Origin of the sequence: Bacillus sp. JJ1764 (assembly GCF_036962145.1) — a bacterium.
GTDB lineage: Bacteria > Bacillota > Bacilli > Bacillales > Cytobacillaceae > Neobacillus.
The window spans coordinates 12,057-37,275 of the sequence record NZ_JBALNY010000039.1 but is presented as its reverse complement, the minus strand read 5'-3'; the positions used below and the strand labels follow the sequence as shown (position 1 = coordinate 37,275).

The 25,219-nt window shown below is 36.8% G+C and carries 26 protein-coding genes, 2 pseudogenes and 1 riboswitch; of the genes and pseudogenes, 23 read left to right on the top strand and 5 right to left on the bottom strand.

What is annotated here, in order from left to right; translation table 11 throughout:
- The first annotated feature begins 13 nt into the window (after positions 1-13).
- The 9 genes from resB (at position 14) to V7083_RS06350 (ending at position 9,348) form a co-directional block, all read left to right on the top strand.
- Positions 14-1,642 (top strand): cytochrome c biogenesis protein ResB, encoded by a 1,629-nt coding sequence (gene resB / locus V7083_RS06390; protein WP_335476531.1) that lies wholly within the window; start codon positions 14-16, stop codon positions 1,640-1,642.
- Entirely contained in the window at positions 1,643-2,830 is a 1,188-nt protein-coding gene (ccsB, locus tag V7083_RS06385; protein ID WP_335476529.1) for a c-type cytochrome biogenesis protein CcsB, read from the top strand.
- A gap of 189 nt (positions 2,831-3,019) precedes the next feature.
- Positions 3,020-3,736 carry a response regulator transcription factor gene (locus V7083_RS06380; protein ID WP_335476527.1) on the top strand — a complete coding sequence of 239 codons (717 nt, stop codon included), beginning with the start codon at positions 3,020-3,022 and terminating at the stop codon, positions 3,734-3,736.
- The gene (locus V7083_RS06375; RefSeq protein WP_335476525.1) at positions 3,733-5,520 is read left to right on the top strand and encodes an ATP-binding protein; all 1,788 of its coding nucleotides are present in this window, start codon (positions 3,733-3,735) and stop codon (positions 5,518-5,520) included. Before V7083_RS06380 ends, V7083_RS06375 begins: the two co-directional genes overlap by 4 nt.
- A gap of 207 nt (positions 5,521-5,727) precedes the next feature.
- Complete coding sequence (gene sigX, locus V7083_RS06370; RefSeq protein WP_335476524.1) at positions 5,728-6,279, top strand: RNA polymerase sigma factor SigX; 552 nt, start codon at positions 5,728-5,730, stop codon at positions 6,277-6,279.
- Positions 6,254-6,667: a hypothetical protein gene (locus V7083_RS06365; RefSeq protein WP_335476522.1), complete on the top strand. Its 414-nt coding sequence runs from the start codon at positions 6,254-6,256 to the stop codon at positions 6,665-6,667. Before sigX ends, V7083_RS06365 begins: the two co-directional genes overlap by 26 nt.
- Complete coding sequence (locus V7083_RS06360; RefSeq protein ID WP_335476520.1) at positions 6,661-7,431, top strand: GerMN domain-containing protein; 771 nt, start codon at positions 6,661-6,663, stop codon at positions 7,429-7,431. The genes V7083_RS06365 and V7083_RS06360 overlap by 7 nt, the downstream gene beginning before the upstream one ends.
- A gap of 211 nt (positions 7,432-7,642) precedes the next feature.
- Positions 7,643-8,353: a peptidoglycan DD-metalloendopeptidase family protein gene (locus V7083_RS06355; protein WP_438823702.1), complete on the top strand. Its 711-nt coding sequence runs from the start codon at positions 7,643-7,645 to the stop codon at positions 8,351-8,353.
- 133 nt (positions 8,354-8,486) lie between these two features.
- Positions 8,487-8,617, top strand: a riboswitch (FMN riboswitch).
- A gap of 155 nt (positions 8,618-8,772) precedes the next feature.
- Complete coding sequence (locus V7083_RS06350; protein WP_335476516.1) at positions 8,773-9,348, top strand: ECF transporter S component; 576 nt, start codon at positions 8,773-8,775, stop codon at positions 9,346-9,348.
- 105 nt (positions 9,349-9,453) lie between these two features.
- Here V7083_RS06350 and V7083_RS06345 read toward each other — a convergent pair whose 3' ends face one another.
- Entirely contained in the window at positions 9,454-9,702 is a 249-nt protein-coding gene (locus V7083_RS06345) for a ferredoxin (protein ID WP_079509594.1), read from the bottom strand.
- Positions 9,703-9,941: 239 nt separating this feature from the next.
- On the opposite strand from V7083_RS06345, the gene V7083_RS06340 reads away from it, so the two are divergent.
- The 5 genes from V7083_RS06340 to V7083_RS06320 all read left to right on the top strand — a co-directional run bounded on the left by V7083_RS06340 (position 9,942) and on the right by V7083_RS06320 (position 14,299).
- Entirely contained in the window at positions 9,942-10,979 is a 1,038-nt protein-coding gene (locus V7083_RS06340; RefSeq protein ID WP_335476514.1) for a helix-turn-helix domain-containing protein, read from the top strand.
- On the top strand, positions 10,979-12,460 hold the full coding sequence (locus tag V7083_RS06335; RefSeq protein WP_335476512.1) for a RecQ family ATP-dependent DNA helicase: 1,482 nt from the start codon (positions 10,979-10,981) through the stop codon (positions 12,458-12,460). The genes V7083_RS06340 and V7083_RS06335 overlap by 1 nt, the downstream gene beginning before the upstream one ends.
- A 5-nt stretch (positions 12,461-12,465) precedes the next feature.
- Entirely contained in the window at positions 12,466-13,041 is a 576-nt protein-coding gene (locus V7083_RS06330) for a CPBP family intramembrane glutamic endopeptidase (protein WP_335476510.1), read from the top strand.
- Positions 13,042-13,067: 26 nt separating this feature from the next.
- Positions 13,068-13,757, top strand: coding sequence for a LysM peptidoglycan-binding domain-containing protein (locus V7083_RS06325; protein ID WP_335476508.1), 690 nt, complete (start codon positions 13,068-13,070; stop codon positions 13,755-13,757).
- A gap of 86 nt (positions 13,758-13,843) precedes the next feature.
- Positions 13,844-14,299, top strand: a complete 456-nt coding sequence (locus V7083_RS06320; RefSeq protein WP_335476506.1) for a DUF2663 family protein — start codon at positions 13,844-13,846, stop codon at positions 14,297-14,299.
- Positions 14,300-14,323: 24 nt separating this feature from the next.
- Here the strand turns inward: V7083_RS06320 and V7083_RS06315 are convergent.
- A pseudogene (locus tag V7083_RS06315) lies at positions 14,324-14,665 on the bottom strand (manganese catalase family protein); the annotation flags it as partial.
- Positions 14,666-14,738: 73 nt separating this feature from the next.
- Here V7083_RS06315 and V7083_RS06310 point away from each other — a divergent pair.
- From V7083_RS06310 to V7083_RS06300, 3 genes are all read left to right on the top strand, one after another.
- Positions 14,739-16,256 (top strand): recombinase family protein, encoded by a 1,518-nt coding sequence (locus V7083_RS06310; RefSeq protein WP_335476504.1) that lies wholly within the window; start codon positions 14,739-14,741, stop codon positions 16,254-16,256.
- A gap of 823 nt (positions 16,257-17,079) precedes the next feature.
- Positions 17,080-18,513, top strand: coding sequence for an alanine/glycine:cation symporter family protein (locus tag V7083_RS06305; RefSeq protein WP_335476502.1), 1,434 nt, complete (start codon positions 17,080-17,082; stop codon positions 18,511-18,513).
- Between the two features lie 346 nt (positions 18,514-18,859).
- The gene (locus V7083_RS06300) at positions 18,860-19,009 is read left to right on the top strand and encodes a hypothetical protein (protein ID WP_335476500.1); all 150 of its coding nucleotides are present in this window, start codon (positions 18,860-18,862) and stop codon (positions 19,007-19,009) included.
- Positions 19,010-19,084: 75 nt separating this feature from the next.
- Here V7083_RS06300 and cotJC read toward each other — a convergent pair.
- The 3 genes and pseudogenes from cotJC to V7083_RS06285 form a co-directional block, all read right to left on the bottom strand.
- A pseudogene (cotJC, locus tag V7083_RS06295) lies at positions 19,085-19,321 on the bottom strand (spore coat protein CotJC); the annotation flags it as partial.
- Between the two features lie 21 nt (positions 19,322-19,342).
- Complete coding sequence (locus tag V7083_RS06290) at positions 19,343-19,603, bottom strand: spore coat protein CotJB (protein ID WP_335476498.1); 261 nt, start codon at positions 19,601-19,603, stop codon at positions 19,343-19,345.
- Entirely contained in the window at positions 19,600-19,830 is a 231-nt protein-coding gene (locus V7083_RS06285) for a spore coat associated protein CotJA (RefSeq protein ID WP_335476496.1), read from the bottom strand. Before V7083_RS06285 ends, V7083_RS06290 begins: the two co-directional genes overlap by 4 nt.
- A 141-nt stretch (positions 19,831-19,971) precedes the next feature.
- Here V7083_RS06285 and V7083_RS06280 point away from each other — a divergent pair, with 141 nt between their 5' ends.
- The 6 genes from V7083_RS06280 to V7083_RS06255 all read left to right on the top strand — a co-directional run bounded on the left by V7083_RS06280 (position 19,972) and on the right by V7083_RS06255 (position 25,219).
- The gene (locus V7083_RS06280) at positions 19,972-20,604 is read left to right on the top strand and encodes a CBS domain-containing protein (protein WP_335476494.1); all 633 of its coding nucleotides are present in this window, start codon (positions 19,972-19,974) and stop codon (positions 20,602-20,604) included.
- A 64-nt stretch (positions 20,605-20,668) separates the two neighbouring features.
- Positions 20,669-21,037: a hypothetical protein gene (locus tag V7083_RS06275; protein ID WP_335476492.1), complete on the top strand. Its 369-nt coding sequence runs from the start codon at positions 20,669-20,671 to the stop codon at positions 21,035-21,037.
- A gap of 69 nt (positions 21,038-21,106) precedes the next feature.
- Complete coding sequence (locus V7083_RS06270) at positions 21,107-21,685, top strand: adaptor protein MecA (RefSeq protein WP_335476489.1); 579 nt, start codon at positions 21,107-21,109, stop codon at positions 21,683-21,685.
- A gap of 225 nt (positions 21,686-21,910) precedes the next feature.
- Positions 21,911-23,188 (top strand): Glu/Leu/Phe/Val family dehydrogenase, encoded by a 1,278-nt coding sequence (locus V7083_RS06265; RefSeq protein WP_335476487.1) that lies wholly within the window; start codon positions 21,911-21,913, stop codon positions 23,186-23,188.
- Positions 23,189-23,284: 96 nt separating this feature from the next.
- Positions 23,285-24,256, top strand: coding sequence for a YpdA family putative bacillithiol disulfide reductase (locus V7083_RS06260; protein WP_335476485.1), 972 nt, complete (start codon positions 23,285-23,287; stop codon positions 24,254-24,256).
- A gap of 6 nt (positions 24,257-24,262) precedes the next feature.
- On the top strand, positions 24,263-25,219 hold the full coding sequence (locus tag V7083_RS06255) for an asparaginase (protein ID WP_335476483.1): 957 nt from the start codon (positions 24,263-24,265) through the stop codon (positions 25,217-25,219).

The window sequence follows — 25,219 nt, the reverse complement described above, 5'->3', positions numbered from 1 at the left end:
AGGAGTTTTAAAGATGAAAGATGTAAAATGTGAATGCGGCCATGTAAATCCCCATGGGACCGTATTATGTGAAGCTTGTGGAAAAGTTCTCGATGAGCAGTATGATATGGCTAACAGGCAATTATTGGACATGCGCTATGAAGGCAGTGCACGCCGTTCACAGACGTACAATAAGTCAATCATTGATAAGGTTTGGAATTTCTTTTCATCTGTCAAGGTTGGCGTATGGCTAATTATTATCACCCTAGTTGCATCCATACTAGGAACGATTTTACCGCAAAAAATGTATATCGACCTTCCTCCTGAGGTGTATTATGAACAGGAGTATGGCTGGTTTGGAAAACTCTATTATCAACTGGGACTTGATGATTTATATGGTTCGTGGTGGTACTTGCTATTAATTGCCATGATAGGTATTTCCTTGGTTATTTGCAGCCTTGACCGGGTTGTACCACTTTATAAAGCGTTAAAAGCTCAAAACGTAACGAGACATGAGGGCTTCCTTAAACGGCAGCGTGTATTTGGAACAAGTGGACAAATCGACCCTTCGGACTTTGATACTGTAAAAAAGATGCTAAAAAATAAGCGCTATCATGTTCGGGAAGAGAATGGTGATCTTTTGGCGGAGAAAGGCCGTTTTTCCCGCTGGGGTCCATATGTAAACCATGTGGGCTTAATTATATTCTTATTTGGGGCAATGCTTCGGTTCATTCCTGGATTTTACGTAAATGAGAATCTTTGGGTTAGGGAAGGAGAAACTGCACAAATTCCCGAAACCAAAGACAAATTTTATCTGAAAAACAATCAGTTCATTCTTCAACACTATGATAAAAATAAAGATAAAACCTTTGAGAAGGCCCTTGATAAAGCAGGCAATGTCGTGAAAAATTACCAGTCCAATGTCACCCTCTATCAACGCGAAGGGAAAAGTCTGCCTGGTGAGAAGCCGACTCTGAAAGAAGTGCAAGATTTTAAGGTGCGGGTTAACCATCCATTAACATTTGATGGTTACTCCGTATACCAGTCTTCTTTTAGAAGTGAAATGAATTCGATGACTTTTTCACTCATCAAAAAAGGTACGGACGAAGCCTTCGGAAATCTGACTATTAATCTTCGGAACCCAAAAGAAGTTTATGAGTTAGGAAATGGATATTCAGTCAAGATTCTTAATTATTTTCCTGACTTTGAGTTTGCTAAAAATGGGGAGCCTTCTACGAAATCACGTGTGCCAAACAATCCCGCCTTTATATTTCGGATGATCACACCTGATAAACCTAAAGGGGAAACTAGTTTTGTTGCCATTAGACAAACCATCGAACCACTTGGAGAAAATACGTATAAAATGGCCTTTAGAGGTATTAGTACGAAAAATGTATCTGGATTTACGGTTCGAAAGGATTCTTCAATATGGGTGATTATCTTGGGAGGAATCATATTTATGATTGGGGTTGTCCAAGGTGCATATTGGAATCATCGCCGCATTTGGATTCAGAAGAAAAATGGACAACACTGGATTGCTGCTCATACAAATAAAAATTGGTATGGTTTAAAACGGGAGCTGGAGGTTGTTTTAGCCGGTACAAAATTTAACCTGCCCGAGGATCAACTTCATTCGGAAAAAGGGGATAAGGAGGAAGAATAGTTGGCATCGCTTAGTAGTAATTTGTTGTTTATCGCTTTTATACTTTATCTAATAGCAACGCTATTTTTTGGTGGTTCTATTAAAGCAAAGAAAACCACTGATGAAAATAAAGGCACAAACAGATGGGGGAAAATCGCGGTTCTTTTGACCATTATTGGTTTTGGTTCACAAATTGGCTATTTTATTACAAGATGGATTGCTGCCGGACATGCCCCGGTAAGTAATATGTTTGAATTTACAACATTCTTTGGCATGGCGTTAGTAGGGGCATTTATTGTTATTTATTTTATTTACAGAACTACTTTGCTTGGGTTATTCACATTGCCTGTTGCAATCTTAGTGATTGCCTATGCAAGTATGTTTCCTAGAGATATTACACCGCTCATCCCTGCGTTGCAAAGTTACTGGCTTCAGATCCATGTAACAACTGCAGCAATTGGAGAAGCAATTTTGGCTATTAGTTTTGCCGCAGGTCTGATTTATTTGGTCAAAGCGATTGATCAAACAAAGTCATCCAAAAGAACCTTTTGGCTTGAAGTGGTCATGTTTGCCTTGGTTACAGTTCTTGGATTTGTTGCAGCATCTACAACTTTCTCAGCCCTAAGTTACCATGAGAAATTTACATGGATTGATAAACACGATAATGAGGCAATAGTGGAGTACACGATGCCTGCTTTAACCGGACCACATGAAGGAAAACTGGAATCAGAAAACGATTTTAAGCCAATTGTTGAAATGCCGGCATATATTAACGCTAAGAAATTAAATACGGTTATTTGGTCCTTATTTGGCGGTATTGTCTTATATTGTATAATCCGACTCATTTTAAGAAAACGCATTGCAGCTGCCCTTCAGCCGCTCGTTAAAAATATAAAGCTTGATTTTGTTGATGAGATTAGTTATCGTTCAGTATTAATCGGATTTCCGGTGTTTACATTAGGGGCATTAATCTTTGCGATGATTTGGGCCCAAGTAGCCTGGTCACGTTTTTGGGGATGGGATCCAAAAGAAGTATGGGCGCTTATTACTTGGTTGTTCTATGCAGCTTTTATGCATCTTCGTCTATCGAAAGGATGGCATGGTGAAAAGTCAGCCTGGTTAGCAGTAATCGGGTTTGTCATTATTATGTTTAACTTAGTAGCGGTTAATTTAGTCATTGCTGGATTACATTCATATGCAGGTTCATAATTTTGATATAGGAATGAATAATAAACCATATAGCCTTCACTTTTTAGGAGTGGAGGCTTTTTAAAAAGTTTTGCCTCAAAAAATTTTAATTTGTCAAATTTTCGACACTTTTAATGCGAGTATTTACAGTGAAAATATAGCAAAATACTACACCTTTTTGTAAAATAATCATCATGGGGGGATTTATTAATGGATAAAGACGTTAGAGTTTTAGTTGTTGATGATGAAGAAAGAATTCGCCGCCTATTAAAAATGTATTTGGAAAGAGAAGAGTTTATTATTGATGAAGCAGAGGATGGTAATGAAGCGTTATCAAAAGCGTTTGCAAATGATTACGATGTTATTCTCCTTGATTTAATGATGCCTGGAAAAGATGGCATAGAGGTATGTCGGGAACTAAGGGAAAAGAAGGCTACGCCGGTCATCATGCTAACAGCAAAAGGCGAAGAAGTAAATCGAGTACAAGGTTTTGAGGTTGGTACCGATGATTATATTGTAAAGCCGTTTAGTCCGCGTGAGGTTGTTTTGCGTGTCAAAGCGTTGCTTAGAAGATCATCACAAACTAGCTACTTACAAACGGAAACCACTACAAAGGATGTCATTGTATTTCCACATTTAACAATAGATAATGATGCCCACAGAGTAACGGCAGATGGAAAAGAAGTTAGTTTAACTCCAAAGGAATATGAATTACTATACTTCCTTGCAAAAGCTCCAGATAAGGTGTTTGATCGTGAACAATTGTTAAAAGAAGTTTGGCATTACGAATTCTTTGGTGATTTACGAACAGTTGATACCCATGTAAAACGGTTAAGAGAAAAATTAAATAAAGTATCTGAGCAAGCCGCTAGGATGATTGTAACAGTTTGGGGAGTGGGGTATAAATTCGAGGTTGTTAATGAATGACCTTTTTGCGAAGTGTAGTAGGTAAATTATGGTTTACCATCATTTTTTTAGTAGCATTTGTTTTATTTATTCTAACTGTAATGCTTCTTGAATTTTTTCAAAATAATAATATCAGTGAAACTAAAACAGAATTAACCAATACAGCTGATAAAATTGCTGATGTGTTGGAATCACATCAGGATAATAAATGGCCTTTAGGTCTGGAAATTTCTTGGGAAATTATTGATGATGTAACAAAAGTTGTCATTATTAAAAATGATCACGAAATCTACTATTCTCCGAACACAGAGAAAGATCATAAATTATCCATTAGTGAGATCCGTCATGATCCGGTTTTATCAAAAGTGTTTAAGGGGAAATCATCGGTTGAGAAAATTTCTACTCTTTCTTTAAAGAGTAATCAAACAGATCAAAAAGCCAACTACTCGATTATCGGGGTGCCGCTGCATCTTACTGGTGAAAAGGATGGCGCTGTGTTTATTTACCAATCCCTGGATGTCATGCAGGAAACTTCCAGATCGACAACAAAATTTATTTTGCTTGTTGCTGGGGTCGCTATTATTTTAACAACTATTTTTGCGTTCTTTTTATCAACCAGGGTGACAGCACCATTAAGGAAAATGCGGGAAGCGGCATTTGAAGTGGCTAGAGGAAAATTTGATACGAAGGTTCCGATTCTTACCCATGATGAAATTGGGGAATTGGCAACGGCCTTTAATCAGATGGGACGTCAATTAAAATTTAATATGAATGCCTTAAGTCAGGAAAAGGAACAGCTTTCCAGTATTTTAAGCAGCATGGCAGACGGAGTTATTACTTTTAATCGTGATGGAACCATACTAATTACCAATCCACCAGCCGATCGATTCCTTCAATACTGGTATTATGAAAAGGGTAGTTATGGCGGAGAAGCGGAAGAGATTCCTTCCAAAGTGATGGAACTTTTTCAGGAAGCGGTGGACACGGAAAAAGAACAAATAGGAGAAATTTCTCTCCAAGGCAGACATTGGGTGATTCTAGTTTCGCCACTATACAGTAATCGCTTTATTCGTGGAGCTGTTGCGGTTTTAAGGGATATGACAGAAGAGAGACAGTTGGAAAAAATGAGAAAAGACTTTATTGCTAATGTGTCCCATGAGCTTAGGACGCCTATTTCCATGCTTCAAGGATATAGTGAAGCAATTGTGGATAATATCGCTGAATCTCAGGAAGAGAAAAGGGAAATGGCGAAGGTCATCTACGATGAATCGTTAAGAATGGGCCGTCTCGTCAATGAGTTGCTTGATCTTGCAAGAATGGAAGCGGGACATATTCAATTAACACTAGAGGATGTGGATCTTGCTTCATTTTTAAACAGGATTATTCATAAATTTCAAGGTTTGGCAAAAGACAACAGTATTTTACTTTCAGCAGAAATACCAACTGAGATCTCGTCAATCAGGTTTGATCCTGATCGGATTGAACAGGTGTTGACAAATCTAATAGATAATGCCATGAGACATACTCCACAGGGCGGAACAGTTAAATTAAAAGCAGGACTTGAGGAAAAAGGCATTAAAATAGAAGTCGAAGATTCTGGTTCAGGTATTCCAGAAGATGATCTGCCATTTGTTTTTGAGCGGTTCTATAAGGCAGATAAAGCAAGAACAAGAGGAAGATCAGGAACAGGCCTTGGACTAGCCATTGCCAAAAATATTATTGATGCCCATAAAGGACACATATCAGTCCACAGTAAAATAGGTCATGGAACGACATTTTCCTTCATCATCCCACGAAAATCGTAAAAAAAACAAACTATTTCCCGACTCATCTTGATACACGGGAAACATTGATACTACTTTTAATCTAGAACTTACCATCTTACTGGGGTAAGTTCTTTTTTTGAGTCAAATTATTTCTTCCTTTTTCATGGAAAACAGTCTAGTATATGTAATGTGTGAAACTTTTTATACATAGATTCCGACTAATATGTTGAACGGGGAGGGAAATACATGGACTCCGTTTTTGATGAACTTTATCAAAAATATCATCAAGACGTCTTTCAATTTCTATTTTATATGGTCAGAAACCGCGAACAAGCCGAGGATTTAGTCCAAGAGGTTTATATAAGAGTCTTTAAATCATATAACCGATTCGAAGGAAAAAGCAGTGAAAAGACCTGGCTATTTTCTATAGCACGGAACGTTGCCATTGACTTCTTCCGGAAACAAAAAGGCTGGAAGGAAAAGATTCTTGATAAATTTGATTGGTCCACTACTCAAGTAAAAGATGATTTTCCCATTCCAGAAGAAATTACTGTGCAGAACGAAGAAATACAATGGGTATACAAATGCATGGAATATTGCACAATCGATCAAAGAGCTGTCGTTCTATTGCGATTTATTCATGATTTATCTATAGCAGAAACGGCACAAACTTTAGGGTGGACAGAAAGCAAAGTAAAAACAACCCAGCACCGTTCATTGAAGATTTTAAGAAAGCAAATGGAAATTTTTTATGAAAAGGAGGGACAAGAGAGTGAAAAAGTCAGAGTGGAGCGATAAAGAGCTCGTGGAACTTTTAAGAAGAATGCCTGAAATCAAGGATTATCGCCATCCGCATGACATATATCGGAATCTTCCGATAAAAAAGCGCAAAATCGCAGCATGGATTGTTCCGGGTATTGCTGCCGCGGCTGCCCTGTTTCTTTTTTTTCTTCTAGTTCCAAAATTCATGAATAGTAATCAATACTCAATGGATCAATCATCAGATGAAAAATCAACAGTCAGCCAGAAATACGATACAGCGGAAAATCAGACAATGATGAAAAAAAGTTTACCCGTTCAAGAAAAACAGTCCGATTTAGAAACTAGAATGATGGAACCGGTTAAAAAAATACCTGCAAAATCGGCCATCTATGATGAAGATGTTGGGAATGGCAAAGTGTGTTAACTTTTTGGGTTCCTGATGCACAGGCACAATTTCTTGTTCCGATTTCAATGATTGTAAAAAATGCAAAAGATCAATCGTGGGTTGATATTTTTAAGGAAAAAATGAAGGTTCTAAAGGAAACGGACCTGGGATTGACCGATTATTATCCTTTAAATGCCGATATGAGCTGGGATGAAAAGCAAAATGCTCTAATTGTTGATGTTCCAACAGATCACCAATATGGTCAAGGATCAACAAATGAAATAAGCTTTCTCCAAGTTTTGAAAAAAGACGTTGCCTCAAACAGCAATATTACCAAAATCATACTTTCAACAGGTGGTAAACCAGGAATTGAATTTGGCAACTATGGTACCATTGACCATCTAGATGTTCAATTTGACAAACAGCATGCTTACTTCTTCTATTTCCCAAATGATGGTAGCCAGCCATTGTTAACACCTTCAACTAAACCTTACAGTGATGTTCATACGGCCCTGGATGCAATGAGGAAGGATCAACCAATAGGGTTAAAGAGTCCTTTAGCGCAAACCATTCAAATTGATGATGTTTCACTGACGGATCATGTTTTATATGTATCCATTAATGGAGATCAAAAATTACAGGACAGTCAATTGGCAACCAAGGCTTTTGAAGCTTTATTACTTACAGCTAAAGAATTTGGGGCAGATAAGGTAGTTGTCAAGAATTCATCTTTAAAACATCTAGGACCATTTGATTTATTAAAAGAGAATAAGGTACCACTGGCACCGAATCTAAATGAATAGGCTTAACAAAAAAATCAACCAAAAAAACCAGGTTGATTTTTTTTGCATAAAAAGGGGATGTACTCCAAATTATAACAAGTATGGTCAGGGAATTACTTTCCTCTACAAATGGTCTAAATGTAAGGGTTGGAACATATCGTAGGAAAGGACAAGTTATAAGGAGGAGACAGTTTTGCGTGATTACATAAGAAGGTTTCTGATTGCGATTATCATGGCACTATGTGTCAGTCTGCTATTTTTGGGAGGGAGGCATACAGATGCAGCAGGTCCTTCCGAAATTAGTGGTAATGACCAATGGATCTGGCCTTCAGATGGCGTAATTTCCGATACCTTTGGGACCAGACATGGCAAACATAAAGGCATTGATATAGCAGGCAAAATCAATACCCCTGTCCTCGCAGTGGACCGTGGTCAAGTAGTAAAATCCTATTTTTCAAATACATATGGTAATGTGGTTTTCATTAAACATCCTAGCAACTTAGTAACAGTATATGCCCATTTAAATAGACGTGATGTGTTTGAAGGTCAAACAGTTAATCAAGGTGAGATGATTGGAAGTATGGGCAGAACTGGACAGGCTACTGGAACTCACCTACATTTTGAATCCCATCAGTTAGAATGGAGTTATGATAAGAGAAATGCCATTGATCCAGAAAGAATTCTTGGGAAGGCGGATGTAGGGGATTTAGTGAAGGGCGGCATTGCCAGTGCTCAAGGAGCTATTGTAGAGGTAAGTTCGCAAAAAGTCCAGCAGACTTCGCCTTCCATAACGAATCATATAGCGACAAAATACACAGTCAAACAAGGCGATACATTGTCATCCATTGCTCAAAAAAATAATGTAACAGTTACAAGAATAAAAGAAATCAATCGGTTAACAACCGATTTGATTCAACCCAATCAAATCCTGACCATTCGATAAATGGTATGAATCCGTGTAAGTAGTTGCTTCACGGGTATTTTTTTTGCCTTTTACCATACAAAAAAATGATTCAACATTTTTTACTTAACAAAACTACTACTTTTAAGTATAATAAAGTTGTAAATTTATATCGATCTATCTTCGGGGCAGGGTGAAATTCCCGATCGGCGGTATTAGAGTTCGACTCTTGAGCCCGCGAGCCGCAAGGCAGGATTTGGTGAGATTCCAAAGCCGACAGTATAGTCTGGATGGGAGAAGATGGAGGTTCTGCGAGCGTCTCAAAATTTTATAGTTTTGAACGTTTATTAAGCATGCCTTGTTAACTCCCTCAAGTTTTTTCTTGAGGGAGTTTTATTATAAGGTGATGACGGCTGAACCTCTCTTCCTAAACGTGATGGATCAAAAAAGGAGAGAGGAAAATGAAGAAAAAGAAGAACACAAAGGTAAAAGCAATGGTATCGATTGGAATGCTCAGTAGTATCGCGTATCTGCTCATGTTGTTAAATTTCCCGTTACCGCTTTTTCCGAATTTTTTGTTTGTCGATTTCAGTGATATTCCTGCACTGATTGCCACATTAATTTTTGGCCCTGTGGCGGGAATTTTAGTTGAATTTTTCAAGAATATACTGAATTACATTGCAACAGGAAGCCAGACAGGAATTCCGGTTGGGCATATAGCCAACTTTTTAGCGGGTATTCTGTTTATATTACCAACCTATTTTGTCTATAACAAACTTAAAACAAGGAAGGGTATGACACTTGCATTAATTGCAGGTACAGTGATTATGGCTATCATGATGAGTATTTTAAATTACCTCATTATCTTGCCTGCCTACACAGCACTATTAAACTATCCGGATATGCGAAATTATGTGGTGCCTGCTATTCTTCCTTTTAATATCTTAAAAGGTGTAATGATGTCTATTATATTTATGCTCCTATTTATAAGGATGCAGTCTTGGATTCAAAAATTATCGCCTGTAAAAAACGCATAAAGGTTTAAGGACAGCCATTTAACTTGGCTGTCTTTTGTTTTGTAGACAAATAAAAAACCCTCACCATAAATGGTGAGGAGTAGTAGCTTTATCAATATCTTTTACTTATTCGAATTTAGTTGCATCGCCATCGAATGGTTCGTCAGCAACCTTAATAGAATCAGTTGGGCAACCTTCAAAAGCGTCCATCATATCATCGATTAATACATCTGGAATTTCAACAATACCTTCGTTATCGTCAAGAGTTACAAATGCAATCCCCTCATCATCATAATCATAGATATCTGGAGCAGCTGCGCCACAAGCACCACATGCGATGCAGGTTTCCTTGTCTACAATTGTATACTTTGCCATGAAAAAAACCTCCCAGTTAAATAACAAAAATTGTCTTACCTATTTTCCAAACATGAATTGGAAAACAAATTTCACATTTCTATTGTAAAACTGTATCGACAACTTTTCAATAGAAAAATACATTTATCCCAGTTACGGTTTATTTTGGTCACTTCTACAATTTTGAACAACAAGAAAACGTTTTTCATGGTAGAATAAAGAGGAATTTGGGGAATATTGTCGGAAAGGATGTGTATGCGTTGAACCAATGTAAATCAGTTATACTAGATTGTCTAAAAAGATTGAATAATGAAAGGACGGTTTATTCCATCTTTCATCTGTTTAATGGAAAAAAGTCAGCGCAAACCATTCAAGACGCACATTTATTTAGGCTAAAGAAGTATTTTGGGATCTTCGAAACGATAACTAGGGATGAGTTTGATTCCTTTATACAAGTAATGAAAGAAGAACGATTGATAACAACTTGCGGTGAACAAAAATATCTTCCTTCACAAATTGGAGAGGGGATTTTAGAAAGCTTTTCAGGACTAAAATTTATAAATGGATGGACATATCAAAAGATTAGCTCTGTTTTTTGGGAGCGGCTTTCCTTATTTGTTCAAGTTGCTTCCCATTTTGCTTATGGAGAAACCAGATATATTCCGATCCAAAAAAATAAGGACATTCAAGACTGGCTTAAAAAAGTTGTACATCAAGTTCAAGTCTCAAGACATGAACTTGGAACGGAACTTTATTCTGAAATTAACAGCTGTTTCGAAGGGGTTGGTGAGATTAACCCTTCTTTAATGGTATTTCGTCTAACCGGATTCGGGCAGATTGGATTGACATCTCTGCAAGCAGCGAAACGAGTAAATCTAGACCCGCTGGACTACCATCTTGATTTCTTAAATATTCTACATTTCATGATTCAAAAAATCTCAAGTGATCTATTATCTTTTCCGTTGCTAGCTTTTCTTTTGCATGGTTTGGATCAGGACAATGATATGACTCAATCCACAAGGAAAACTTGGAATTTATTAAAATCAGGCTATTCAATTGAAATGATTGCGGCGGAACGTCATTTAAAAATGAGTACAATTGAAGACCATCTTGTAGAAATTGCCCTGCATAGAGATGATTTTTCGATTGAGGACTATGTTCATAAAGAATTACAGGAAATGATTATAGAGCAGGCGAAGCGTTTAACCACAAAACAGCTCAAGTATATTAAGGACCAGGTTAAAATAGCTAGTTACTTTCAAATCAGATTAGTTTTGGCGAAGTATGGTGTTCAATAATGGATTTAGAAACAATATTAAAAACGGAATTTGGCTATTCTTCCTTTAAACCGGGACAAAAGGAGGTTATTACCTCTATTCTTTCCGGACAGCATACGTTGGCAATGCTCCCTACCGGAACTGGTAAAACATTATGTTACCATCTCCCAGGCTATGTCCTAACTGGACACATTTTAATCATTTCTCCACTTCTATCACTAATGCTTGATCAGGTTGAGCAGTTTAAACGGTTTGGTGAAAAAAGAGTAGTGGCGCTAAATTCATTTCTGTCTATAGATGAGAAAAATAGAGTTCTTCATCATATAAATGAGTATAAGTATATATTTATTTCACCTGAGATGCTAACCATTCCCTACATCATTCATAAGCTTCAAAAGCTAGCCATAGATTTATTTGTAGTCGATGAGGCCCATTGCATCTCACAATGGGGATATGACTTTCGTCCAGATTACTCCAAACTTGGAGTGATCCGCAGGCAACTCGGTAGTCCATTAACACTTGCTCTTACCGCTACTGCAACTGACAAAGTACGGGAGGATATTATTCAGTCTTTGGACCTTAAACAGGTTTCAAAGGTTATTTCATCCATTGATCGTCCTAATATTGGATTATATTTGGAAGAAGTAACAGGATACCAAGAAAAGGAGCAGCGAATTTTAGAGTTGGTGTCTAAGCTACCGAAGCCGGGCATTATTTATTTTTCCAGTAAAAAAACAGCTGAATCCATGGCAACCCTATTGACCGATCAGAGAATATGTGAAGCAAGTCCTTATCATAGCGGTCTTGACCAGAATACCCGAGTATTAATTCAACAGCAATTTATTCATGATCAGCTTGATGTTATTTGTGCTACAAGTGCGTTTGGAATGGGCGTTAATAAGGAAAATATTCGATTTATTATCCATTTCCACATGCCGATGACATTAGAGTCATATTTACAAGAAATCGGAAGAGCAGGACGTGACGGTAAACCGAGTATCGCGATTTTGTTATATACACCAGGGGATGAACAGATCCCTCTTCAATTGGTGGAAGGAGAACTGCCATCTCCGCAGCAAATTGATTGGCTTTTTAGGGAAATTTCTAAAGTGGACGGTTCTGAGCTACATGCTCATTTAAAGGAACTTGGGGGATTTACGGAAGTACAATGGAGAATTATGGAGGGTTTCTTTAACGAATCTTCATTGGAAGATTCAAATGATCGCTTAAAAGAGAAAATATTGAAGTTTGTTTATGAGCGATTGGCTGTTAAAAAGGACCAAATATTCTATATGAAAAATTGGATCTTGGCAAAACGATGCAGAAGAGAACTCATATTGGAATTCTTCGATGAAATAGTGGAGGAAAAGGTAACGTCTTGCTGTGATTTTTGTGGGCTGGAACTTACGGATTACCAAGCGATGAATCACAATGTGCAGGAAAGAAAAGTAGCAGAAACATGGAAAGAATATCTTGCAAAATTATTAATTAATAGTGGGTAAAACAAATGAAAACGAAATATAATGAACTAATTTCAGGTTTAACGGATCGGGAACTGCTTTTTCATCTCTATCTGACACAGATCATTCTGTTGATTGCTTCATTCATTTTGGGCTGGCTCTTTTATGATCATTTCTCCTATTTTAATCAGTTTCGCATACATGACAGTAAAATTATAACGATAGGTTTGTCTCTCGGAATTGTGGTTGTCATGATAGATGCGGTTCTAATGAAATGGTTACCTGCTTCTTATTATGATGATGGGGGATTAAACGAACGAATTTTTAAAAATCGAAATGTATTTCACATTTTCTTTATCGCTTTTTTTGTTGCATTTAGTGAGGAATTATTGTTTCGAGGAATCATTCAAACGAAAGTGGGACTTATTTGGGCAAGTTTAATTTTTGCCATCATACACTATCGTTATCTATTTAATTGGTTTTTATTTGTTAATATCGTTTCCCTAAGCTTATTGATTGGCTTCGTGTACGAGTGGACTAATAATTTAGCTGTTACAATCGTTATGCATTTTATTATTGATTTTTTATTAGGGGTCTATATAAAGTTCAGATCTAGGAAATGATTTTTGTGATAAAGGAGTTGGGGTTTATGAATAAAGAAGATCAATATAGAGATCAAGCAGAAAGCTTAAGACAAAAAGTGAAAGAAATAAATGGCAATACTAATCATACAGTTGAAAATATGGACCCGCTGCCTCCAAGGGAACAGCTGCATCGCAATAAGAAAAAGAAAATGAAATGGAAAGTTAAATATCCAGTGATCAGGTTACTAGTGTTATTCTTTTTTCTCCTTCCTGTCATTATTTTCAGTGTTATTTTCTATCGGGATGGACATAAAATTTCAAATGCGGTTAAAACATCAGGGGAACATGTTGGATATGAAACGGTGAATTTGGAAACTACCAAAGAAAAAAAGATAAAAGATCAAAGAAAAACAGAAAACACCCCGGTTGGTAAAGAGGATGAGAACAGTCAAATCCAATCAGAAACAGCGCCACCAAATACCGGAGAGGTTTCCAATCAAGGTGGGGCTAATTTCGGCGGTTCGGACAAAAATAGTACACCACAAAAGGTAGTTGTAAAGCCTCAACCAAAACCAGCTCCACAACAAACAAGTAAAGTTGTATACCATACCGTAAGGGCAAAAGAAACTTTATTTGGTATTGCCATGAAATATTATCGATCACAAACTGGGATGGACATCATTAAGCGAGCCAACCAACTTCAAGGCGACCAATTAACAGAAGGGCAAGTCTTGAAAATTCCGCTCAACCAATAACCAAAACCGATTAAATTATCGGTTTTTTTTATACATAAAAAGAGAGACAAGCTCATAAGTATGTAGGGAGAAATGGAGGGATAGTGATGGATTCTCCGATTCAATCTTTGGAATATACAGATGAAGCTACAAAGCAAATGCTCGAGAATGTTAGGAAACGGAAGGATAAATTTGATAAGGCGGAAAAAAAGCATTTTATTTCAATATATGCCACTTTGTTATTGGCACTTATTTATTTCGTGTATTTTTATTTTACAATAGCCAAGTATTATTCCTATTCATTCATGGCCATGTTCACAGCTTCGGTGAATGATCAGGTGAATATAGTATTATTAGCTCTTACAATTATAGGATACGGTTCTATGAATGTATTGAAACAGCAAAAGGAAAAGAAAGAAAAAGAATACCAAGAACTCCGCTGTGAAATTGTAGATCGGAGTAAAGACTTATGGAAAAAAGAAGAACAGTGGAATAATAGGCACATTGTCTTTGATGTGATGAAAAAAGCCTATGATATTAACCTGTACCATGAAAAAAAATAAGAAGCAGGTCCAACTGCTTCCTAGTTAAAATATTTTCTTTTTTCCCTTTTCATCCTTTAAGATTTCAACTGCTTCACGGAACCGTTGGGAGTGAATGATTTCTCTTTCCCTCAAAAACCTGAGACCATCATTCAAATCCGGATCGTCACTCATATTGATAATCCATTGGTAGGTGGCTCGGGCTTTTTCTTCCGCCGCAATATCTTCATAAAGGTCAGCGATTGGGTCTCCTTTTGCTTGGATATAGGTTGCCGTAAAAGGGACACCTGCTGCATTATGATAAAAAAGGGCACTATCATGATCCGCGTAATGCTCTGAAAGCCCTGCCGCTTTTAATTGCTCAGGAGTGGCATCTTTGGTTAATTTACAATTTAAGTATATTCTGCAACGTCACAAAATAAGGTATATATATGTTGAATTAACCAAGGAGATAGCTTAAATGGAAAAGAAAATTTCAAAAGTTGCTGTATATGTTCGGAAAAGTCGTGAAGAGGAGACGGAGGAAACTTTGAATCGTCAACAAGCGGTCCTTATTGACCTTTGTGAGAAAAACAACTGGAGTTGGGAGCTCTTCAAAGAGGTTGGTTCCAGTCAAGAACTAGAGGAACGTGAGGAACTTCAAAAAATGCTGGATAAAGTCAATCTCTTTTATTTTGACGCTGTTGTGGTAGCTGACCTTGACCGACTTTCAAGGAATGTCATTCACTTTGGCCAAATAAAAATGCTCTTGGTTAATGCTAGAGTTCTCGTTGTTACTCCATCAAAAACCTTTGACTTTTCAAATGAGTCTGACGACATGTTTTCAGACTTTATGTCCGTAATAGCAAAATCAGAATACCAACAAATTAAAAAGCGTCTCGTTCGAGGAACCAGGCAATCAGCAAAACAAGGGAATTGGTTAGGAAAGAAAAATCCAGTGGGTTATAGGTATAACAAGGAGACAAAGAAACTCGAACCAAGTGAGGACGCTCTGGTTATTAAAAAAATATTTAAGTTTTACCTTGAGGGAATGTCAACAAAGGACATTGCTTTCAAGTTTGATCATGAAAATATTGTGACCTCTGTTGGTCTCATTTGGACTCCTGCTGGAGTTTCTCGACTACTTAATAATCCGGTTTATGCTGGTCATTCACTATATGGAAAAACTACTCAAAAGAAAGTTGAGGGAAAAAGAGTAACAAAGAAGACAAAAAAGGAGGAGCAAATTCTGGTTGAAAATACTCATGAAGCTCTTATTTCTCAGGAAGACTGGGAACAAGTTCAAGTAATTAAGGAGAAAAGAAATTCCAGACCGCCCTCTATGAAACTTGGTAAACATAAATTCTCTGGTCTCATTATTTGCGGTATTTGTGGAGGGGTTCATTCCTTCCAGACCTCAAGAGGAAATAAAAAAAGAATTTCAAGCTGTCAAACTCGAAAATATAACGAGGATATGACTCAATATACAGTTTGTCAAAACAAAGGAGTGAACCTATCCGAGTTTGAAAAGCTTTTTTATACTGAACTGGGCCAATATGGAGATAAGCTGGAGGAATATAATGAGCTGATTAAAGGAGCTGACAAAGGAGAGAGCGTGAACCGTAAGGGAGAAATTGATACCAAAAGGAAACAAATCCAAAAACTTGAGCTAAGCGTCAAGAGGGTACAGCAAGGTTTTATAAAAGAGATATTTTCAGAGTCTGAAGCCCAACAACAAATAAGACAGCTTAAAGAACAAATTCAGGGACTTGAGGAGCAAATTGAACAGCTTCGGAATCAAGAAGTGTCAGACGAGCTGTGCTTTCAGGAGATAACATTGAACAAAATTAAAAAAGTCCTTACTGGAAGCGAACAACTTCCAGAGGTTGAAACAAATGATATTTTGAGAGATTATATTGAAGCCATTTTTTATACAAAGAACGAAAATAATATCCAAATTGAAATTGTATGGAAAGACATTGGTGACCTTGCTTTATGAGGTCATTTTGTTATTTTGTTTTGCACCCCATTAAATATTACCACTAAGTTCCAATTGTTTATAATTAAACTAGAAATTACAATAGTTTTGAAATCTCATATATTTGATTGAAAACAAATTCGACTCCTCAATTATCATACGTTTTTCTTGAAATGTGAAAGTAGCAAACTAATTTTATCATTTTTATTACGTTTAAAAACTATTATTCAATTTGACTTGAAAAGAAATTTCCCTTACTATTTAATAGTGTTTTCAAATATGTTTAAAAACTTTGTTTTTGCGAATTAGAATTAGTTTAACATTATTTTAAAAAACTTGAACCTCATGAAAAATTCATGTAGATCATACTTTTACGGAATTATCCAAAAGGACACTCTACATTTTTCCTTTTTTAACAATAAAAAACATTTTGAACACTCTATACTAAATAACAACAGAAGTAATCAAAGGTTATTAAGGAGAAAAAAATCTAATCAATTGGTTGACATTCTCGATCCTCAAATCAAAACATTGATGTCCAATCCGTTCCACATCGCCATGACATGTATGAATTAGAAAAGAAGAAAGGCTTATCAAATCCACAGGTAATATAAATCAGTCAACAATAAGATGGAGAAATTACAAGTTGCATAAAATAATATACGAGTTTCACCCTTTGTCAAAAACAAAGTCTCTTAAATAGATTAAAAAACAAGGTTTAGCCTGAGAGCATCATTCATAACAGTTTAACTTGTGCGTATATGGGACGAGTTGGGATGTGTCGGAAAATTAAAACGGATTTATATAAATTATTAGTTACTAAATTTGGAAATAAGGTGATAAAATGCAACAATTACTACAAAATATGGTTGGCGCAACAAATGATTTCCTTTGGTCAAAACTATTAATTATTATGCTTGTTGCTTGCGGGATTTATTTCACATTTAAATTAAAATTTGTACAGTTTCGAATGTTAAAGGAAATGGTCTGTGTTTTAATGGAAGGGAGAACTGGTTCTAAAGATAGCGTTTCTCCATTTCAAGCGTTCTGTATTGGTATGGCCGCTCGCGTTGGAACAGGTAATATCACAGGGATTGCGATTGCGATAGCATTAGGCGGTCCTGGAGCGGTATTCTGGATGTGGATTATTGCTATAATTAGCTCAGCAACCAGCTTTATCGAAAGTACGTTAGCGCAAGTATATAAAGTAAAAGATAAAAATGGTTTCCGCGGCGGCCCATCCTATTATATGGAAAAAGGATTAAACAAACGTTGGATGGGAGTATTATTCTCCATATTAATTACGCTTTCTTTCGGTCTTGTATTCAATTCTGTACAATCAAATACCGTTACAATTGCTTTTGAGAACTCATTTGGTACAGATCGTTTAACTGTAGGGATTATCATGACACTTGCTTTCGCTGCGATTATCTTTGGCGGTGTACAGCGTATTGCAAAACTGGCTGAATACAAGGTTGTGATTCTAGCTGTGTTATACCTTGGTGTTGCATTATTTGTCATAGCTATGAACATAACAAAAATGCCGGAAGTTCTTTCTCTTATTGTTCAAAACGCGTTTGGCTTTAAACAAATAGCAGGCGGTTCAATCGGGGCTGCGCTCATGAATGGAGTTAAACGTGGTTTATACTCAAATGAAGCTGGTATGGGGAGTGCGCCAAACGTTGCCGCAACTGCAACAACAAGCCACCCGGTGAAACAAGGACTTATTCAAGCATTTGGCGTATTAACGGATACACTGATCATCTGTACAAGCACTGCATTTATTATTTTACTTTCCGATGCTTACAAACAACCAGGGCTAAATGGTATTGCACTTACACAAGCAGCATTAAGTGAACACATCGGTTCTTGGGCATCAGGCGTTCTTGCTATCTTTATTTTCCTATTTGGATTCGGTACGTTAATTGGTAACTATTATTACGGGGAAACAAACGTTCGGTTTTTGCTCAAGAGTAAAGTATGGGTGATGCTATACCGAATAGGCGCGTTCGCCATGATTGTATTCGGTGCGGTTGCAAAAGTCCAGCTTGTATGGGATTTAGCGGATTTATTTATGGGCCTAATGGTTATCGTTAACTTGATTGCTATTACATTGCTATCAAAAATAGCCTTTGCTGCATTACATGATTACGTGAAACAGAAAAAAGCTGGAAAAGATCCTGTTTTTTATAAAGACAGCATTAAAGGTCTAGAAAAAATTGAAAGTTGGGAGTATTCTCAGGATGCATCAACTTTAAAAAAGGAAAATATCATGTAATAAAAAAGATATTCAGACTTCAATATGTCTGAATATCTTTTTTTTGGGTGAAAACATTTTTGTAAGGAGAACATCCATTTACTTTCAAGGGAGATGATACTTGAACTAAGGGATATTATGGTAATGCGATAGACATTTTTATTTCTTGGGTCTTGTCAGAACGAATAGCCCAATAATTCATTGCTATCGTGGCTGAAATATACGGAATGGTGGAAATAAAGTCAATTTGGGTATTAGATAAGGAACTGGAAAGCTCTTTGACCAATGACAACGTCTACTCTTTCCATTTTCAGTAATAGGACAAACGATTTTGTTCATATTCTGACAGTGGGGAGTGTGAGGCAACTTGAGAAAAAACAGAGAGGAAATTCTAAAAGGGAGAAAACTCAATAGGGAGACACGAGTTGAGGGAGTTGGAGTTGTTCGAGTATATGGAGAGCTTGACTTGAAAAGCCTGATCAAACGCTTATTAAAAAGTAAATCCATTGTGGGATAACTCAGAGGGATCAAGTTCCAATTAACTTGGAACAGAACCTCTTTTCTTTTTGCATATGTGTTGCAAAAAATAGATAGTTTGTTTATACACCATAGTGGCAATCATCTCCAGATGAGCGAATTCTTCTGTTCCAATATCCGTGAGAAGGCCAATTACTTTATCGGGAATCGTGTAACGTTGATTTAAATATCTTAGGGCAGCAGCAAGTTCCCCGTCAGCACCGCCGTATTGTTCAATTAAAAATTTTGCTAACATGGGATTACATGTACTAACGCGAACCGGATATTGTAATTTTTTCTCATAAATCCACATGTAACACGATCCCTCCTTCTATTAAACTTGCCAAGGCCATGGACTATCGTCCCAATTCCAAGGATAATTAGAATAACTATTGCCAAATTGTTGTAGTGGTCCAAATTGACTTTCAAATTGTTTTTTTAATCTTTTTCTTTCCTTTGCATAATGATTGAATTGATTTATTGCTTCCATATCATCATTATGGGTATCTAAATAAAGGGTCAGTTCAACCAAAACAAAATCTACTGCCTGGAGTTGTTCCATAAGTTGATAATATTCAGAGGGAACCTGCTTCATGTTGACGGCCCCCTTTTTCCTTTCTCATAAGGACTGTACCACGGATCATAAAAATCCTTCCACAGGGTCCCAGCCTTCAGAGCTTCCATAGGTGAAAACTGCTCCAAATTGGGTGGTTGGAAACCAATATATAAATGTGGTGGTGTAGAATAGGCTTTTTCAAGAATGGGTTTACAAGGATCAAATGGACTTGCGTATGGATGATAGCTTTTAAGATGAGTATTCATACCATACCTCCTTATTCATCATCAATTAATCATATGAAAAATTTTTCGTCACATGACATAAATCTTTAATATATTAGAGGTTTTTTGCCCCAGATATAGAAGTATAATAAAGGTGAAGTAATTTACATTGAGGTGATGGGTATGTTTGTAAAGAATATCATGATTCCAAAACAGGAATGTGTGACCGCACTAGAATCAGAAACCTTAGCTTCTGCACTTGAAAGGCTTGAAGCCCACAAGATTGATGGATTACCGGTTTTGAGTGGCAACCTTTACGCCGGGGTTATTACCAGATATAGTATTTATGAAAATTATTTTCTTTCAAATCAACCAAAAGAGGAATATTTAGCTTCAACCTTAGTTAAAGATCTTGCTAAATATCAAGATAGGTATTTAAAGGGTGCAGAACTATTTGAAAAAACTTTGCTAGACTTGAAGGATTTTCCTCTGTTAGCTGTAGTAAATGATAATCTTGAATTTCTTGGAGCCGTTACAAGGGCAGATGTTTTAAGCTCTTTTGAAAGCGCTTTTGGAGTCAATCGTCCAGGTGTGAGAATCGCTTTTACTTCTGTCGAAACAGAGGGCAGAATTGCAAGGTTAGCTGAAATTGCCCATCATTTTCATGAGCATATTATTTCACTAGTTACCTTTGATGAAACTGATAAACTTGTCAGAAGAATCGTGATGAAAATTGAGAAGAAAGATAATATTGATAAATTTATTAAAAAACTGGAGGAACATGGATTCCGGATTTTGAGTATTAAAGAAGTATAATACTTTGAAAAATATGAAAAGAATGTAAATCCCTCTCATACATTTGGTTATGGGAGGGATTTTGATGTTTTTAAGGCTTATTAGACTTTTAGGAGTTTTTATTTGCGGCTATTTAGTCATTAAATGGATTACTGTTCAGCATCCGTTTATACTGGGGGACTTTTTTATCGAACTGGTCATTCATCCTCTTGAGTTTTTTGCTGCTACATTGGCCTTTTTTCTTGGAGTAATTTTTACTGGGAGAGTTTTTAGAGATCTTATACATACTTTGGGAAAGATATTCAGTAAGCAAAAGGAGCAAAAGTGGTATTTTTTGTTCAATTCGATAGGTTGTCTTGTTGTTTTTTTCTTTTTATTTCAGTTGGGATGGGAACATTCTCTCTTAATCTTGTGTGTTAGTGTCATTTACGGTGTAGCATCAATTAACATGTAAGACATTCACAATATACGCCCCGATGCATACTCTAGAAACAAGAGTTAGGTCACGGCAGGGGGCTAAATCATGCGCTTGGAACGCTTAGCAGCAAATAAAATTAAAATTTTTTTAACCTCTGATGATTTGTTTGAAAGAGGATTATCCAATGAGGAAATATGGAAAGATTCAGGTAAATGGAATCAGCTCTTTCATGATTTACTTGAAGAGGCAAGTGTAGAATTTGATGTTGATATAAGGGGTTCTGTAGCGGTGGAAATTTTCTCCCTCCATGCACAAGGGTTGATAATGATTATTACGGTTGATGATGTTAAAGAAGATGAAGAAATATTAGCAGATGGATTTATAGAGATGCAGGTTAGAGTGGGGGGATTCGAGGATCTTTTATATGAATTTGATGAATTTGAGGACATTATTAACCTTTCAAAAAGACTGGCTTCACTGAATATTTTTGGTGGAAGTTTATATAGAATGAATAATCAATATTTTCTATTGCTCGATAAAGAAGCAGGGTCAAGAGAAATTACGGCACCCTTATTAGCTGAATTCGGAAATGCGTCTATTCAGAGTCCTTATATTTTGGCGGAATACGGAAACAGGATTTTGGAGAAAAATGCAATCGAGACCATAATGCATTATTTTAAATAAGGGTATAATAATGCTGCTATATGAAGGTGGCGGTATGACTATTATCAGCTGGAATACGGAATAAAAATTTAACGTTGCCATCATGCGTGGTAACGTTTACATATACACGGTATTAAACAAAAAAAGTATATATATTAATTATTTGCATTACTCATGTAAAGGTGTATACTTGTGACTGAAAGCGCGGACAACATTCGTAAAAGTGATTTCTTAGGAGGTTTACAAATGGCAGCCGAAAAAGATACTGAAAAGACTAATCAAGAGGGCAAACATAATGTGTTAAAATCTACACAGACAGTTATTCATAAAGCCCTTGATAGATTAGGATATCCTGAAGAGGTTTACGAGCTCTTAAAAGAGCCATTACGTATGATGACAGTTAAAATTCCCGTCAGAATGGATGACGGTTCAGTTAAAATATTTACCGGTTATCGCGCACAGCATAATGACGCAGTCGGTCCAACAAAAGGTGGAATTCGCTTTCATCCCGGTGTTACAGAGACTGAAGTGAAGGCTCTTTCAATTTGGATGAGCTTAAAATGCGGAATCGTTGATCTTCCATATGGTGGCGGTAAAGGCGGAATCGTCTGTGATCCACGCGACATGTCTTTTAGGGAACTTGAAAGATTGAGCCGTGGATATGTACGGGCTATCAGTCAAATTGTAGGACCTACAAAGGATATTCCTGCTCCCGATGTATTTACTAATTCGCAAATTATGGCTTGGATGATGGATGAATACAGCCGAATTGACGAATTTAATTCCCCTGGGTTTATTACAGGGAAACCATTGGTACTTGGAGGTTCACATGGCCGTGATTCAGCCACTGCGAAAGGTGTAACGATTTGTATTCGGGAGGCTGCGAAAAAGAAGGGCATTTCAATTGAAGGAGCAAGGGTTGTTATTCAGGGCTTCGGAAATGCCGGAAGCTACCTATCGAAATTTATGCATGATGCAGGGGCAAAAGTAATCGGCATTTCCGATGCTTATGGCGCACTATATGATCCAAATGGCCTTGATATTGATTATTTATTAGACCGGCGTGACAGCTTTGGAACTGTTACAAAACTCTTTAACAATACCATTACAAATAAAGAATTACTTGAACTTGAATGCGATATTCTTGTACCGGCTGCAATCGAAAATCAGATTACAGAGGAAAATGCCCATAATATCCGTGCCAGCATTGTGGTTGAAGCTGCAAATGGTCCGACTACATTAGAAGCTACGGAAATTCTTACAGAACGTGGAATTTTATTAGTACCGGATGTTCTTGCCTCAGCGGGTGGCGTTACCGTTTCTTATTTTGAATGGGTTCAAAATAATCAGGGATATTATTGGACAGAAGAAGAAGTTGAAGAGAAACTGGAAAAAGTCATGGTTAAATCCTTCAACAATATATATGATACAGCTGAGACCCGTCGCGTCGACATGCGTTTGGCTGCTTATATGGTTGGGGTTAGGAAAATGGCTGAAGCAAGCCGTTTTAGAGGCTGGATTTAATATTGAAATATCAAAACAAAACTCCTATCATTAACAGATGGGAGTTTTTTTATTATAATGTAATAGATTTTATTTGGATGAAAGGGAGTAACGGACTTGCAAAATGAAGAGATCATCATCGTCGGTGGGGGACCATGCGGTTTGGCAGCAGCAATTGCGCTGCAAGAAATTGGAAAAAAGCCGCTAATTATTGAGAAAGGCAATATTGTAAACTCCATTTATCATTATCCAACACATCAAACCTTTTTTAGTACCAGTGAAAAATTAGAGATTGCTGATGTTCCGTTTTTAACCGAAAATTATAAGCCTAAAAGAAATCAGGCTCTTGTCTATTATCGGGAAGTGGCAATGAGAAAGGGCCTGCGCATCAATGCCTTTGAGCATGTGGTTGAGGTAACAAAACAGGATGATCTATTTATGGTAAAGACCGATAAAAATGATTACCAATCACGTTATGTTGTAATTGCCACGGGCTATTACGACCATCCAAATTATATGAACGTTCCAGGGGAAGAATTATCAAAGGTGTCCCATTATTTTAAAGAGGCTCACCCTTATTTTGATAAGGATGTTTGCGTTATTGGCGGGAAAAACTCCAGTGTCGATGCAGCCATAGAACTTGTTAAAGCAAAAGCAAGAGTCACGGTTATTTATAGAGGTTCACAGTATTCACAAAGTATTAAACCATGGATTCTTCCGGAATTTGAGGCATTAGTACGAGACGGAGTAGTAAACATGGAATTTAACTCCATTGTGAAAGAAATTACTGAGGATCAAGTCATTTATCTGAAAAATGGAGTCCAAAAAGAGATAAAAAATGATTTTGTCTTTGCGATGACAGGCTATCATCCTGATCATCAATTTTTACAAAAGATGGGGGTTACCATAGACCCTGAAACGGGAAGACCTTCGTTTCACCCTGAAACATATGAAACGAACATAGAGGGGATTTTTATTGCTGGGGTTATTGCAGCAGGAAATAATGCGAATGAGATATTTATTGAAAACGGGAGATTTCACGGTTTTCATATTGCAAATGCAATATTTGAAAAAGAGAAAAGAGGGTAAATTGGAATGAAAAAGGTTGTATTGTTAACTACAGGAGGAACGATTGCCAGTAAACCAAATAAGGAATCAGGAAAATTAGCTTCAGGCGCATTAACAGGTGAAGAGCTGGCATCTATGTGTAATTTACCTACAGACATTGAAGTCATTGTGGAATCCGTTTTTCAAAAAGCGAGTATTCATATTACATTTGATGACTTAGTCGTATTAAAAAATAAAATTGACGGTTATTTTAAGGATGAACAAGTTTCGGGTGTTGTCGTTACCCATGGTACAGATACAATGGAAGAAACGGCATATTTTCTTGATTTAACAATTAAAGACAGCAGGCCGGTAATTGTAACAGGATCACAACGTTCAATAGATGATCTTGGTAGCGATGTTTATATAAATTTGCGACATGCCATTTATTCTGCTTGTTCAAACGATTTACATAACGTTGGAACCGTTGTTGTTTTTAACGAGCGAATTTTTGCAGCAAGGTATGTAAAAAAAGAACATGCTTCAAATATCCAAGGTTTTAATGTCTTTGGATTTGGATATCTGGGGATTATTGATAATGATGAAGTTCACGTTTTTCAAAAGCCTGTGAAAAGAGAATATTTTGAGATTAATTCATCTATTCCACAAGTTGAAATCATAAAATGTTACATCGGGGCAGATGGAAAGTTTATAAAAGTAGCCAGAGAAGCAGGTGTAAAAGGAATTGTTCTTGAGGGAGTAGGACGAGGCCAGGTTGCTCCAGAGATGATGGAAGAGATTGAAAAGTCGATTTCAGAAGGTATTAAGATTGTGATCACTACCAGTGCCGAGGAAGGCTCAGTCTATACAACATATGATTATGAAGGAAGCGCCTATGATTTGTATAAAAAAGGCGTTATTCTTGGAAGTGATAATGATTCTAAAAAAGCAAGAATCAAATTAGCGGTTGCTCTTGCCAGCAATTTAGAACACATTCATTTTTGA